This is a genomic window from Pseudoalteromonas sp. SIMBA_162 (assembly GCF_046535955.1).
Lineage (GTDB): Bacteria > Pseudomonadota > Gammaproteobacteria > Enterobacterales > Alteromonadaceae > Pseudoalteromonas > Pseudoalteromonas marina.
The window spans coordinates 35,866-49,654 of the sequence record NZ_JAWJBQ010000010.1; the positions used below are offsets into that span (position 1 = coordinate 35,866).

13 protein-coding genes are annotated in these 13,789 nt (G+C 39.9%); 5 read left to right on the forward strand and 8 right to left on the reverse strand.

Going from position 1 to position 13,789, the window contains the following annotated elements; all coding sequences use genetic code 11:
• The first annotated feature begins 29 nt into the window (after positions 1 to 29).
• A complete protein-coding gene (locus R0J88_RS09285) occupies positions 30 to 545 on the forward strand; it encodes a hypothetical protein (protein WP_276753904.1) in 516 nt (171 codons plus the stop codon).
• On the forward strand, positions 545 to 1,354 hold the full coding sequence (mutM, locus tag R0J88_RS09290; RefSeq protein ID WP_006793230.1) for a bifunctional DNA-formamidopyrimidine glycosylase/DNA-(apurinic or apyrimidinic site) lyase: 810 nt from the start codon (positions 545 to 547) through the stop codon (positions 1,352 to 1,354). The genes R0J88_RS09285 and mutM overlap by 1 nt, the downstream gene beginning before the upstream one ends.
• Before the next feature lie 80 nt (positions 1,355 to 1,434).
• Here mutM and R0J88_RS09295 read toward each other — a convergent pair whose 3' ends face one another.
• The 7 genes from R0J88_RS09295 to lptD form a co-directional block, all read right to left on the reverse strand.
• Entirely contained in the window at positions 1,435 to 3,450 is a 2,016-nt protein-coding gene (locus tag R0J88_RS09295) for a methyl-accepting chemotaxis protein (protein WP_410899744.1), read from the reverse strand.
• Between the two features lie 154 nt (positions 3,451 to 3,604).
• A complete protein-coding gene (locus R0J88_RS09300) occupies positions 3,605 to 4,405 on the reverse strand; it encodes a symmetrical bis(5'-nucleosyl)-tetraphosphatase (protein ID WP_410899745.1) in 801 nt (266 codons plus the stop codon).
• Between the two features lie 12 nt (positions 4,406 to 4,417).
• Positions 4,418 to 4,807, reverse strand: coding sequence for a Co2+/Mg2+ efflux protein ApaG (apaG, locus tag R0J88_RS09305; protein WP_006793227.1), 390 nt, complete (start codon positions 4,805 to 4,807; stop codon positions 4,418 to 4,420).
• Positions 4,791 to 5,597 carry a 16S rRNA (adenine(1518)-N(6)/adenine(1519)-N(6))-dimethyltransferase RsmA gene (rsmA, locus tag R0J88_RS09310; protein WP_010556602.1) on the reverse strand — a complete coding sequence of 269 codons (807 nt, stop codon included), beginning with the start codon at positions 5,595 to 5,597 and terminating at the stop codon, positions 4,791 to 4,793. The genes apaG and rsmA overlap by 17 nt, the downstream gene beginning before the upstream one ends.
• Positions 5,594 to 6,586 carry a 4-hydroxythreonine-4-phosphate dehydrogenase PdxA gene (gene pdxA, locus R0J88_RS09315; protein ID WP_410899746.1) on the reverse strand — a complete coding sequence of 331 codons (993 nt, stop codon included), beginning with the start codon at positions 6,584 to 6,586 and terminating at the stop codon, positions 5,594 to 5,596. Before pdxA ends, rsmA begins: the two co-directional genes overlap by 4 nt.
• A gap of 2 nt (positions 6,587 to 6,588) precedes the next feature.
• On the reverse strand, positions 6,589 to 7,884 hold the full coding sequence (gene surA / locus R0J88_RS09320) for a peptidylprolyl isomerase SurA (RefSeq protein ID WP_410899747.1): 1,296 nt from the start codon (positions 7,882 to 7,884) through the stop codon (positions 6,589 to 6,591).
• 39 nt (positions 7,885 to 7,923) lie between these two features.
• A complete protein-coding gene (gene lptD / locus R0J88_RS09325) occupies positions 7,924 to 10,170 on the reverse strand; it encodes an LPS assembly protein LptD (RefSeq protein ID WP_410899748.1) in 2,247 nt (748 codons plus the stop codon).
• A 112-nt stretch (positions 10,171 to 10,282) separates the two neighbouring features.
• Here lptD and R0J88_RS09330 point away from each other — a divergent pair, with 112 nt between their 5' ends.
• From R0J88_RS09330 to djlA, 3 genes are read left to right on the forward strand one after another with little or no spacing between them, the layout of a single operon-like run.
• Positions 10,283 to 11,284: an aminoglycoside phosphotransferase family protein gene (locus tag R0J88_RS09330; RefSeq protein WP_410899749.1), complete on the forward strand. Its 1,002-nt coding sequence runs from the start codon at positions 10,283 to 10,285 to the stop codon at positions 11,282 to 11,284.
• Positions 11,281 to 11,934 carry an N-acetylmuramate alpha-1-phosphate uridylyltransferase MurU gene (murU, locus tag R0J88_RS09335; RefSeq protein ID WP_410899750.1) on the forward strand — a complete coding sequence of 218 codons (654 nt, stop codon included), beginning with the start codon at positions 11,281 to 11,283 and terminating at the stop codon, positions 11,932 to 11,934. The genes R0J88_RS09330 and murU overlap by 4 nt, the downstream gene beginning before the upstream one ends.
• 29 nt (positions 11,935 to 11,963) lie before the next feature.
• Positions 11,964 to 12,821 (forward strand): co-chaperone DjlA, encoded by an 858-nt coding sequence (gene djlA / locus R0J88_RS09340; RefSeq protein WP_410899751.1) that lies wholly within the window; start codon positions 11,964 to 11,966, stop codon positions 12,819 to 12,821.
• On the opposite strand, the gene R0J88_RS09345 is transcribed toward djlA, so the two are convergent.
• Complete coding sequence (locus R0J88_RS09345) at positions 12,804 to 13,709, reverse strand: DUF3530 family protein (protein ID WP_410899752.1); 906 nt, start codon at positions 13,707 to 13,709, stop codon at positions 12,804 to 12,806. The genes djlA and R0J88_RS09345 overlap by 18 nt on opposite strands.
• Positions 13,710 to 13,789: the final 80 nt, after the last annotated feature.

The window sequence follows — 13,789 nt, forward strand, 5'->3', positions numbered from 1 at the left end:
AAAATATTGAATTTACTAGGTGTATAAATATGCGACTGGGCCGTAAGGGGTGGAATAACGTTATAATCTTCTCGATGCTGATTATGATTTTCTTTTTAAATGGTTGGCATAAGCAGTTTTTAAGTGGTGAACAAGAGCCCACATTGCAAGCGGTGTTACCTACACAAAGCTTTGTTTTAACCCTTAGTTTTGTTGATCAAAAAATTGAGCGTATTGGTACTAGTTGGCGTACAACTGCAATAAAAAAAGATGTGCCTGTTTTTTGGCAACCATCAGAGCAACAACTACAAGAACTTGTTAATATTTGGCAAGGAATACAGTTGCCAGTGGTTAATGAGTCTGTGGTTTTTAACCCAAATGCGCCTTTGTTTGTTGCCACATTTGAATTAGCTGGAGAAAGTTTGCCTTGGGTATATTTACTTTACAAAGGAAATAATCAGTATTATTTACTCGAAAAAAGTACTCAGCGCGTATTTTCACTTGATATAACTACAGCTACACAGTTGTTTCCTAGTTTTGATTTTTCACAAAGTGGGTCTAATTAATGCCTGAATTACCAGAGGTAGAAGTGAGCCGAATGGGCATTACTCCTCACATAAAAAACCAAGTTGTAACCAAGGTTAATATTTATAATGCGAGTATGCGCTGGCCAGTACCTGACGATGTTTACCAGCTAGAGGGGTTAACTGTTACCAATATTGAGCGCCGTGCAAAATATTTATTGCTGCATTGTGAGCTTGGTAGCACTATTTTACATTTAGGTATGTCAGGTAACCTACGGGTTGTAGATAAGAGCGAGCCTTTAAAAAAGCACGACCATGTTGAATTTGTATTTGCTAATGATAAAGCGCTGCGCTTAAACGATCCTCGCCGCTTTGGGTGTTGCTTATGGCAAGAGCCAGGTGAGGTGCATAAGTTACTCTCAAAGCTTGGCCCAGAGCCCTTAACGGATAACTTTTTCGCAAAGCGCGTATACGAGCAGTCACGCAATAAAAAAGTACCTGTAAAACAGTTTATTATGGATAACGCTGTGGTAGTAGGGGTTGGGAATATTTACGCTAACGAGTCATTGTTTAAAGCTGGGATTCATCCAAAGCGCGAAGCGGGGAAGGTGTCACTTAAGCGCTATCAAGCACTTATCCCTATAATAAAAGACACGCTTGCTGCCGCTATAACTCAAGGTGGTACCACGCTTAAAGACTTTGCACAAAGTGATGGTAAGCCGGGTTATTTTGCTCAAGAGCTATTGGTATATGGGCGAAAAGGAAAGCCCTGTTTAACGTGTGATAATGAGCTGGAAGAAATAAGGCTGGGGCAGCGTAGTACTGTTTTTTGTTCACATTGCCAAAAGTAACTACCTTTACTTTCTAATGCTATAAAGAAAACCCCGTTAACACATGGTGCTAACGGGGTTTTTAGTATATGCAAAGCGTTTTAAACTTTAAACTCGTCTACCGATAAACGCAGCTCTTCGGCTAGTTTTGCTACTTCAGAACTTGAGATATTAGTTTGGCTTGCGCCTTCAGCTGTTTGTTCTGCAATAGCAACAATAGACTCTAAACGTTCACTAATTTCTTCAGCCACTTGTTGTTGCTCAAGTGCTGCTGTAGATATTTCTTCACTCACGTCATGGGCTTGCGATACCGCAAAGGTGATTGAGTCAAGCGCTGTACTTGCTAAGTCAGTTTGCTCTACACACGATACCGCACGTTGCTTACCTTTGGTCATTGCTGTTACAGCCGCTTCTGCGCCCGTTTGTAGCGATTCAATCATTGATTGGATCTCTTGTGTCGACTCTTGAGTTTTACTTGCCAGTGAGCGTACTTCGTCTGCTACAACGGCAAAGCCACGGCCGTATTCACCTGCACGGGCGGCTTCGATTGCGGCGTTAAGCGCGAGTAAGTTAGTTTGATCTGCAATTCCACGAATAACATCAAGTATGCTGCCAATCGATGCGCTATCTTGGTGAAGCTTATTAATAACTTGAGAGGCATCATCAACCTCGCGAGCTAATTGCTCAATAGTTGCTTTGTTATTGTTTGAAATACCTTTAACACGCTCAGCTTCTTTATCTGCGTTTTTAATTTCGCTTAATGCTTGCTGTGCACTATTGCTTACTGTTTGCGATGTGCTGCTCATTTCAGTCGTTGCTGTTGCTGCCTGCTGTACTTGTGCCTGCTGATTGCTAATAGCTTGGCTTGATTCAGCAGTAATGGCTGAGGTTTCTTCTGATGCAGCTGCTAATTGAGTCGAGCGAGAAATAATACCTTTAATTAAGCTGCGTAGGCTGTCTATTAAAGTATTACAGCTTTTAGATAACTCACCAAATTCGTCTTTAGCGCTGTCATCCAAGCGTTGAGTCATATCACCACTGGCTACAATATCTAAAATTCTGTTTACTTCGGCAAGTGGTTTTGTAATACGGCTTACGGTTATATATGCAATGGCGATAGCGAGTAAAGTTGCGATAATCATGCCCGCCCACGTCCATAAGTTTGCTGAGTCTACGTCATTACGAACGCCTTTTTGCAGCTCAAAAGCAACATTACTTGCTTGCGAAACTAACTCGTCAATTTGGTTAAGTGCTATTTTTGTTGCGGCCTCTGAATCGGCTAGCTCTTTTTCAGTGAGCGCAATTGAATCAATTAAACGTTTTTTATTCGCAGCTAAACTATTATTACCTTTTACGTTACTCTCAAGTGCTTCAACATGCTCTTTAAGGTCATTAAACAAGTCGCTATGGCTTTGTTCTATAGCCGGTTTAATCAGAGCAACAGTGCGTGTTACTTCTTCAAGGTAGTAGGTTTGCTCGCTTTTAACTATATCTAATGTGGTTAATGTTTTTACTGTTAACATATCGGTACTGTTGGTAACCACCGACATAAAGTTATTTTCCAAGTTATTTGCAGCTTGAAAAGCACGAGGGTGGTCTTGTTCAAAACCATCTATATCTATTATGTCTAAAACTACTGAGTTAGCATCTTCTGCGCTAAGCTCAATGGCTTCAATTTGTGCAGAGAGTGTTTTATTTAGCGCCAGTTGTTTATTTTTATCTTCGAGTAAGTCTTCAACAATACCTATAAAGTTTTTATACGTTTGCTCAACACTTTGGCTACTTTTACTTAGTTCAGGATCGTTTTTAACAACGCTCTGAAGCTGTGCATGGAGTTCGTTGAATGATTTTTTTTGTTCGAATACTCTTTTTTTAATGGGTTCAAGCTCACTTGCAGATGAAGTATAAAAACTTGCTTGTGCTGCCTTACTCATTAATATGAATTCAGCTTGTAGCTCTGAACTTTTGTTTAATGCGGGTAATGATAGCTGGTTCACCTGTTGAGTAGAACGGTCTATATTAGCTATTTTAATTAACGAATTGCCGCCAATAATTAAAAGTAATAGCGTGATAAATATAAAACCACCCCAAATACGTTGGCTCACTGTTAGATTCATATGGATTTCCACTCAAAGATACTTAATTAAAACTTATCGGCTTTTATCCGGATAAGTTAAGTAATTAAAATCAATTACTTTAATTAATTTTAACTATTAGTTTATAAATCTAACAGATGTATTGGAATTTTTCAGGTTATTTAGGTGAAAAGAATCATTTTTCTATAATTAGATTTTTTGTTTTTATATTCATTAACGTCATCCCGTTGCCCCACACGCAGCCTGTATCTAACGCGTGAATGTGATTGAGGTCTGTTTTACCTTCAAGCGATGCCCAGTGGCCAAAAATAAGCTCATCCTTAAGTGTGAGAATATTCTTGTGCATAAACCAAGGTGTTAACGAATTACTATCTGCTATTGCGCCTTTTGCATTAAGGTCAAGCATATTATTGCGGGTTAAAAAACGCATTCGGGTAAAGTAATTGACTATGTATCTAAATTTTTCATAGTCATTAAGTGTTGTTGACCACGTTTTAGGATGAGGAGAGTACATATGCTCAAAAAAGTTTTTTGCATTCTTTGATTGATAGCAATCTTGAGCAAATTTTGCGTGTTGCAATGCGTCTTCAATTGACCAATCAGGGTTTAAGCCTGCATGGGAGATAAAGCAATTATGTGTTTTTAAATATAAAGCGAGTGGTTGGGTTTGTAAAAAAGAGATATAACGCTTTAGTAAGCTACTTTTAAAAATAGGGGCTAATTTATCTTTTGGGTTAGTCGGCTTATTTAAAAAATAACAAGCAATCATGTGTAAATCATGGTTACCCAGTGTGATGGTCATGCTGTCTTGATGTTGATAGATGAAATCAAGACAAGCAAGTGAGTCTGGACCACGGGCAATAATGTCACCCACTAAATATAGGTGATCTTTACTTGGGTTAAAATTAACCCGTTGTAATAAAGTGCTGAATTCTTTGAAGCACCCTTGTAAATCACCTATTGCATAATCGGCCATGTAGCGTTTTTACTAATGCAAAATATTAGGGCAAGCTAAACGAAATACATTAATAGGTGCTTCAAACTCTGCGCCAAACTCATTGCGTAGCGTGTAGTGGCCTTGCATTGTACCAACAGGTGTATCTAGGATAGCACCACTGGTGTATTTGTAACTCTCACCTGGGCCAATTGTTGGGGTTTCGCCAACAACGCCTTCGCCTTCAACTTCAACTTCTTTGCCGTTTGCGTCTGTAATTAACCAATAACGGTGCAATAGCTTAGCACTGCATAAGCTATGGTTTTTTATTGTTACAGAATAAGCAAATACGTATTTTTCTATTTCCGGCTGCGATTGACCTTCAACATAAAATGTTTCTACAGACACCTTTACAGGTGACCCAATATTACTGCTCTTTGTCATAAATCCAGTTAGCTATATCGATAAATTGTTGTAGAGACAAGCTTTCAGCGCGTAATGTAGCATCAATACCTATGCTTGCCATTTCATCGGCTGTTAGTAAGTTGCCAAGACTATTTCGTAATGTTTTACGACGTTGATTAAACGCTTCTAAACAGACTGTGTTGAGTATTTTTACGCTTTTAGCTGTACGTTGCTCAGGCTTTTTAGGAATTAAGCGAATAACTGCAGAGTCAACTTTAGGAGCGGGCTTAAAACATTCTGGCGGCACTTCAATTACAGGCATTGCATTACAGTAGTACTGCGTCATTACACTTAAACGACCAAATGTTTTACTACCAGGGCCTGCAACCATGCGCTTTACAACTTCTTTTTGAAGCATAAAGTGCATGTGCTCAATGTTATCGGCAAACTCAAAAAGATGAAATAACAATGGCGTAGAGATGTTGTAAGGTAAATTACCAAACACTTTTAACTTTTTGTCGTCTTTAACTAAGCTTGCGAAGTCGTACTTCATTGCATCGCCTTGGTTTACCGTTAATTTTGGCCCTAAAAATGGGTGTTCAATTAAGCGTTTTGCAAGGTCTTTATCTAGCTCTACAACTGTTAGGTGTCCGCTAAGTTCAGCAACAGGTTCGGTGATCGCACCTAGGCCTGGGCCTATTTCTACTAAATTATCTTCTGGTTTAGGATCGATTGCTGAAACTATTTTATCGATGATCATTTCATCAAATAGAAAGTTTTGTCCAAAACGTTTTCGGGCGCGGTGTCCTAAATGTACTTTATCGGTCATTGATTTTGTGCTTTTTCATGGGCGAGCTTAATTGCTTCGCGGATCGCTAATTCAAAACTTCCAACATCGGCGGTACCTGTACCAGCTAAATCTAGCGCTGTACCGTGGTCAACTGAAGTGCGAATAAAAGGTAAACCCAGCGTGATATTCACCGATTTACCAAATCCTTTGTATTTTAGCACAGGTAAACCCTGATCGTGATACATAGCAAGTACGGCATCGGCTTCTGAAAGGTATTTATCCTGAAATAATGTATCGGCAGGTAGTGGACCAATTAAATTCATCCCTTGGCTTCTTAAAATATCAAGGGTAGGGGTAATTGTGTCTATTTCTTCACGGCCCAAGTGACCATCTTCACCAGCGTGCGGATTTAACCCACAAACTAATATACGTGGCTTTTCAATACCAAACTTAGTCCGTAAGTCGTGATCTAAAATAGTGGCAACCTTGGTCAGGCGGTCTTCGGTGATTGCACGAGAAACATAAGCCAGCGGGATGTGTGTTGTAACAAGCGCAACACGAAGCCCTTCTGTGGCTAATAACATGACAACATCTGCTGTGTTTGACTGCTGTGCAAAATACTCTGTGTGGCCACTGAACGAAATACCGGCTTTATTAATAATGCCTTTATGAACAGGACCTGTAACTACAGCGTCAAACGTGCCATCCATGTTTTTTTCGCTTGCGATACGCAAGGTGTCTAACACGTATTGGCCATTAGCATCGTTAAGTACGCCTAGCTCTACATCATCACCTAAATTGACTTGATAAATATACACACTGCATGCTGGTGTTGCTTTAGCAGGAGCGTTTTCGTCAAACTCAATGAGGTTTATAGTTAAACCTAAAAGCTTTGCACGTTCTTTTAATAATTTGGCATCAGCAAGCACAACAAGTTGTGCATCCCACGCTTGCTGAGCAAGCGTAATAAGCAAATCTGGACCAATGCCAGCGGGTTCACCTGGTGTAATTGCTATTCTTAAGGTCATATTTATTCGTCTGTAGGGAAAATTTCAACATGGGCTTGTTCGCGCATTTCTTGCTGCCAGTTGAAGCTTTCTTCTTTAAATTTACGGTTAAATAGCATGCCATGTGCGCGGTTACGTTTTGCTAACTCAGTTTTATCAGCAACACGTTTGTCGAGTAGCTGTACTATATGCCAACCAAACTGGGTTCTAAAAGGCTCGCTAATCTCGTTTTGTTTGAGCGATAGTAATGTATCTCTAAACGCAGGGACATAGGTAGTTGGATCAGTCCAATCGTATTCACCGCCTTTAAGTGCAGAGCCTGGATCTTCAGAGTATTCTTTGGCGAGCTCGCCAAAATCAGCGTTGCCAGCACGTAAGTCTTTAGCAAAACCAGCAAGCATGTTACGTGCTTTTTCTTCGCTTAAAATAATTGAAGGTTCAATAAGTATGTGGCGTGAGCGCACTTCTGTTGTTTCAACAACTTGTAGGCCACGCACATCTTGGACTTTAATAATATGGAAACCAGCACCTGAGCGAAGTGGCCCTACGATAGCACCTTTCTTTTTACTCTTTACAGCTTCAGCGAAAAGAGAAGGCATCTCATTTATGCCCATCCAACCTAATTGACCGCCTTCAAGTGCTTTAGAGCCACTTGATGATGAAATTGCAATGCGTTTAAATTCTTGGCCGTCGTTAAGTAATTCAATAACTTTATCAGCACGTATTTTAGCCGCTGAGATTTCATCTGCTGTTGCTTCGTTAGGAATATCGATCAGGATGTGGCCAATATCATACTCTTCTGCACTTTGACCTTGGCTAGCCATTATTTTTAATAAATTATCGACTTCTTGCTCACTAATATAAATGCGGCGGTCAACGTTTGCGCGGGTAACTTGTTGTGTTGTGATTTCTTTACGTATTTCTTCACGGTATGCTTGAAAGCTATCGCCAGATGCTTCAACCGTACGTCGTAAATCGCTAATTGTACCGCCTTGCTCTTTTGCAATGTTAGCAAGCGTTTGATCTAATTGGCTGTCAGAAATTTGTAAACCCATGCGCTCAGCCATTTGCATCATCAGTGCTTGGCTAACTAAACGTTCCATGGCTTGCACACGTAAAGTTTCGTCTTTAGGTAATTGTTGACCTTGTTCTTGGGCTTGCTTTTTTACGCGATCAACAATGGAGTTTACTTCGCTTTGTAAAATAACACCTTGGTTTACAATGCCAACAACTTTGTCAATTTCTACTGGTTCAGCAAATGCATTTTGGCACAGGCTGATACTTAAAACGGTTGATACTAATAATTTTTTTAAAGTCATGTTCTATTTACTACTCTTGCTAATAGTACGTTTGTAATACTAGTTATTAAGAAAATACGGTCTACGATAGCCAAAAATACCTTGTTGTAATAGTTTTTGTGCATCATAGCGGCTTTTACTTCCCAGTCCTTTTAGTACAAAATTAAAACTAATACCTGAATCAAAGGTGGCTTGCTCTGTACCTATTGACTGATTTAAATCAGTTTCGATTTGGCGGTGACCAGTAATTTGAAACGCCCAACAGCACGATTCATACTGCAACCCACTTAATATTTCGACACTTCGGTTGTTTTCAAGGTCGCGATGATAGCTTGCAATAAACTGCCATTCGTCACTTATTGGAATACTTGTAAACACACCTGTTTGCTCGATTGTATTTCCTGAGACATCATTTGCATAGCGATGGTTCAATTGCACTAGCTGATTATTATCACCTTTGTAATCTAAAGTGGCATTTGATTGAATCATTTGTTTGCTATCAGTGTTGTACTGTATACCCGCAGAAAAATACCAACGACGATGCCAATGTACCATGGTTTGCGCTGCAAATAATGCATTGTAATTGGTATCTGAGTTTAAGCTTTGCTCGGTTGGCTTGGCATCATCAGATAAATAAAATATTTGTCCGGCACTAAAGTTAAAAATCTCTTCTTGTTTTTTATCAAATAAGCGCGTTGTTGCACCGAGCGTAAACTGGTTTGCAGCGGCTATTCTATCAACACCAGAAAAGCGTGTGTCTCTAAATAAGCCGTAATAATCGTCTTGTAATTTGGTTGTATCGTATAAACCAATATCAGATTGATCCTTATTGGGCGTATATAAATACTGTATTTGCGGCTCTAGTGTTTGAATACCGTCTTGGACAAGGAAGGAAGTATCGCGCTCAAAATTAAGCTGTGAATATAAACGTACTTTTGGCAAAGTACGCGATACGCTTTGTTTAAACTGTGTGCCAGAAAGGTCACCTTGTTGATCGTAATTTGTTTGTAATAAGCTTACTTCAGATAAAAATGACCATGCGTATTGGTCGTAATCAAACCGTGCTTTTGGCTCAATATGAACTCGAGTTGCTTGATCTATAATTGCAGAGCTGTTGGTGAAATGGCTCAACTCACCAGACACGCTAAAATCAAAATGATCAAATTTCCATGGTACTGTTTGTGTGAAATTAATTTGTGGGATAGCAGTGTACGACTCTAAGTGATCACCCAGTACCTCAAAGTTTTGAACTTTTATATCGGTCCGCCATGTGTCTCCTAAATGAGTCAGTACGCCGGTACGATAAAGTTGAGTGTCGGTTTTACTCGCATAACTAGATTCTAAATCAGTAATGTAGTTATCGTCGCTTACATTGGTAACGTCAACACTTGCTCGCCAATTTTCGTTTAAGTAACTCTTTTGCTGCCAATGAAACATGTAGCGCTCACCAAGCGCTGGCTCTGAGTCGTCTTTGTTTAGGTATTCTATACCCACTAGGCCTTCATGTTGCTTGGTTAAATATCTAAGCTCTGTTTTTAATTGCAAACCCTTGTTAGCCATATAACGTGGTGTGATGGTGGCATCTAAGTTAGGCGCAATATTCCAATAATAAGGAGTAATGGTTTCTAAACCATACTTGTCTGAGCTTGAAATACTCGGGGTGAGTAATCCCGATTTACGGCGCTCGTCTAATGGAAAAGTAAAATAAGGTAAATACAAAACAGGGGTATTTAAAATTCGAAGTATGGCGTTATGAGTTTCGCCCCAGCCTTCTTCGCGAGATAAATTAATTTCGTCGGCTTCAATTTCCCAAGCTGGGGTTTCGCCCGGACAAGCAGTAAAGCTTGCATTCATCAGTACTAAGCCAGAATCATTTATAGTGAGCTTTTCAGCACCGCCTTTACCTTGTTGTTCTGTTAGCTTGTAATCAGCACCTAACAGGCTAATTTCTGAATTATTTAAATCGGCATTTAACCCTGAGCTATTTACGTTACTAACAGCATCGCGATATACAATAGGACCTGTGGCATTAAGTAAACCACGTTGCTTGTCTATCAATGCAGTTTGTGCGGACAAACTCATATTAACGGTGTTAATATCAACATTGCCGGTAAATTCGGCGCTTTGAGTACCAAGGAGTTCTACATCATCAGCTTTAATGTCAACATTACCGAGTTTTACGCCAGGTAGCGGTTGCCAAGCTCTGGTTTGCATTGAAGTGCCACAAAGTTTGTGTGTCAGTTCAGTTTCGGCAAGCGATGGTGCGCTAACTACGCTTAGCATCAAAATGCCCCAGGTTTTGCTCATTTATTGACCCTAATACTGTGTGTATAAATATAATTTACACATAATAAAGGAAAATAATGGCAAATACAGTAATTGACCTAATTAACTTAGTTAAAAATAGATATCTTATAAAATGACACGCTTTGATAATTTACAACACTTCATAACGACCCACTTTGGCAAACAGCCAGATACACTTGAGGCGATAACCGGAGATGCGAGTTTTAGGCGGTATTTTCGCTTAGCAATTAATAATCAGCAGTTTATTGTAATGGACTCCGATCCACAAAAGGTCAATAACGCACCGTATTTATCTTTAAATCAAGTTTTTACTGACCAGGGTTTTTTGTTACCGCATATTATTAAAAGTGATGAACAACAAGGCTTTTTTATTTTAACTGATTTAGGCAGCACACACTTAGCTGACATGCTTAATGATGCAAATAGAACCGACTACTACACACAGTTAATAAGTTTATCAGCTAAGTGGGCACAGACGCCTGAGGCTCCAGATATGCTGGCTTATGGTAAAGACTTTATAGCGCTTGAATTATCGATATTCAGCCAATGGTTAGTAAAAGAGTTTATTGCTGAAAGCGTTGATACAAACCAACTTAAAATGTGGGAGTCGAGCTGTGATCTACTCACTCAAACCATGCTTGAACAACCCACGGTCACAGTTCATCGCGACTTCCACAGCCGTAATATTATGCACAGCGATTCTCAGTGGGCAATAATTGATTACCAAGACACCGTACGCGGCCCACTTTGTTACGATTTAGTTTCGTTGTTACGCGATTGCTATTTTAAGCTCCCTAATAATGAACTCGCTCAGCTATTAGCATTTGGATATAACGAGTTTAAACGCGAAGGCTTAGTCACTAATACTTCGTTTGAAGAATTTAAGGTTTGGTTTGACTTAACGGGTTTACAGCGTCATTTAAAAGCCGCCGGTATATTTTGTCGCCTGTATTTGCGTGACGGTAAGACAGGTTATTTAGCTAATATTTTGCCTACCCTTGAATATATTGTAGATGTTGCTGAGCGCTATCCTGAACTTAATGCACTCAGTGACTGGGTTAAAAATACAATAGTGCCAAAAGTGACTAAAAGATTAGAGCAGGTAAATTTATGAAAGCCATGATTTTAGCCGCAGGGCGAGGGCAGCGCATGATGCCGCTCACTCAAGCTATGCCTAAACCTATGCTTAAAGTGCAAAATAAACCACTAATAGAGCACCATGTTAATAACTTAAAGGCCGCTGGCATTACCGACATAGTGATAAACCTTGCATGGCAGGGTGATAAAATTAAAGCGTACTTTAAAGATGGCAGTGAATTTGGTGTCAATATTGTTTATAGCCAAGAAGTTGAAGGCGGCCTTGAAACCGCAGGCGGAATTATTCAAGCACTTCCGTTATTAGGTGAATCGTTTATTGTGATAAATGGCGACGTATTTACCGATTACGATGTAAGCTCGCTTATGCAATTACATTTGCAACCAGGTGAGGCACATTTGGTGCTTATTGAAAATCCCCCTCATAATCCTGATGGCGATTTTGCATTGAGTCATTTATCGCCTGAGAGTCCAAAATATACGTTTTCGGGTATTAGCCGCTATCAGGCTGACTTTTTTAATGGTTTAGAGCCGGGTATTCGTCCGCTTGGGCCGTTATTACGAGAAAAACTAAGTAAGCATTTAGTGTCTACCGAGCTTTATATTGGTAATTGGGATGACATAGGCACACCAGCGCGTTTAACGGCATTAAATGAGCGCTTGGCTTAAGCGACACATAATTAATAGGAGTAGTTTATATGTGGGGGAAAATACTCGGATTTTGTTTTGGCTTTATGTTTGGCAAAATTTTTGGTGCTATTTTAGGGTTATACCTTGGTCATTTATTTGATAAAAGCTTAAAAAATAATTTTGATAAGGCGGGTGGTTTTTCAAGTTTATTTAATGGTGATGATGTCCACGAGCGCCAAGCGCTATTCTTTTCTAGCTGCTTTGCAGTGATGGGGCATATTGCAAAGTCTAACGGCCGAGTAAGCGAAGTACATATAAAAGCCGCCAGCTTATTTATGGATGAAATGGGCTTGAAAGGCGAAGAGCGCCGTGAAGCACAGCATGCTTTTCAAGCGGGTAAGCAAAGTGACTTTTCATTAAAAGAAACCGTCTATGATTTTAAAGAACGTTTTGCTAAGCGTCATGACTTACTGCAATTATTTTTAGAAATACAAATTCAAATGGCGTTTTCTGATGGCGTTTTGGCTGAGCAAGAAAAGCAGTTACTAAGTGAAGTAAGTAAACAGCTAGGCATTTCTAAAACGCATTTTGCGTTTGTGCTTAAACGCTATCAAGCTGAGTTTAATTTTAGAAAACAGCAACAGCGTTATCAACAACAGCAAGGGCAAAGTAGCAGTTATAAAGAAGGCTCAGGGCATCATGTGCCACCTAATAACAACATGAATCGTACTCAAGCACTTGGACTTTTAGGGCTTAACGAGGGAGCAACAGAGCGAGAAGTAAAAGTAGCGTACCGTAAGTTAATGGCGCAACACCACCCAGATAAATTAGTATCGCAGGGTTTACCAAAGCACATGATGGAATTAGCCGTTAAAAAAAGCCAAGACATTCAAGCAGCCTATGAGTATTTAAAAAAGGCGGCGTAAAAAGCCGTCTATTTCTTTTGTTAGCCGAGCATGTTGTTGAGGTTGATCACGAAGCCCAAATAACTGGCGCTGGCGGTAGTCAAACTTGGCGTTTCGGTTAACCCAGCGCTGGCGATTTTTTAAGTTAATTAAAATGTCACGGTTGTCGCTGGCGTAATAAATATCTAAAAGTGCAGGCGTAACAAGAGACGTTGTTTGGCTTAAGCTTTTATTGCGCTTTGCATTGGGTAAATAGCTACTTACACTAATAAACGCATCAATACGCTCTTGTGGAAAGTCTGCATAGTACTCAGTTAAAACCCCTGCGCTGGTGCCTTGGGCAATAATAACAATATTACTAGGCTCTTCCATCGCGGTTTGGTAAAGGGCTTTGTAGCGCGCCAGTAAATTTAGTTTGTAGTTATCGAGTATTTCGTCGCTGATGGCTTCAATGGCATCCACATGATGAGGCGCTTCATTTTTACTTGAAGCATTAGGCTGCTCTGACTCACTGTTGGCTTGACTCTCTGTTTCAGTGGCGGCACGTGGTGCTGTTTCTGCAGCAGGCTCAGCTATTTTACTCGCTTGCCAATCAATATCAGGGGTGGTCATCGCATAGGTGGTGTAGCCTAAATTGTTAAGCTCTTTGCGCAAGTAATTCATTCCAGCATTGTTGGTAGGGGTTGATTGCCAATCGGGAATAAGTAATACAATCCCTCTAAAATCAGCGCTCATGTACTCACTACGTAAACTTAAAAATTCAGTTTCACCAGCTAGCATTGTTTTTACTTCGTCGGTAGGTAAAAGGCGTTTAATATCGCTATTTTCAATACTTGATAAAGAAGGCGGGGCAATATGTTCTGCAGCCGTTGTACACAGTGCTAAAAGGGCTACACAGCTAAATGCCATGTAACACAGAACCTTTTTAAATAATTGCAAAAACACCATAACACGCTCAACCAGTCGTCATTAGTTAGGTATCGGCATAG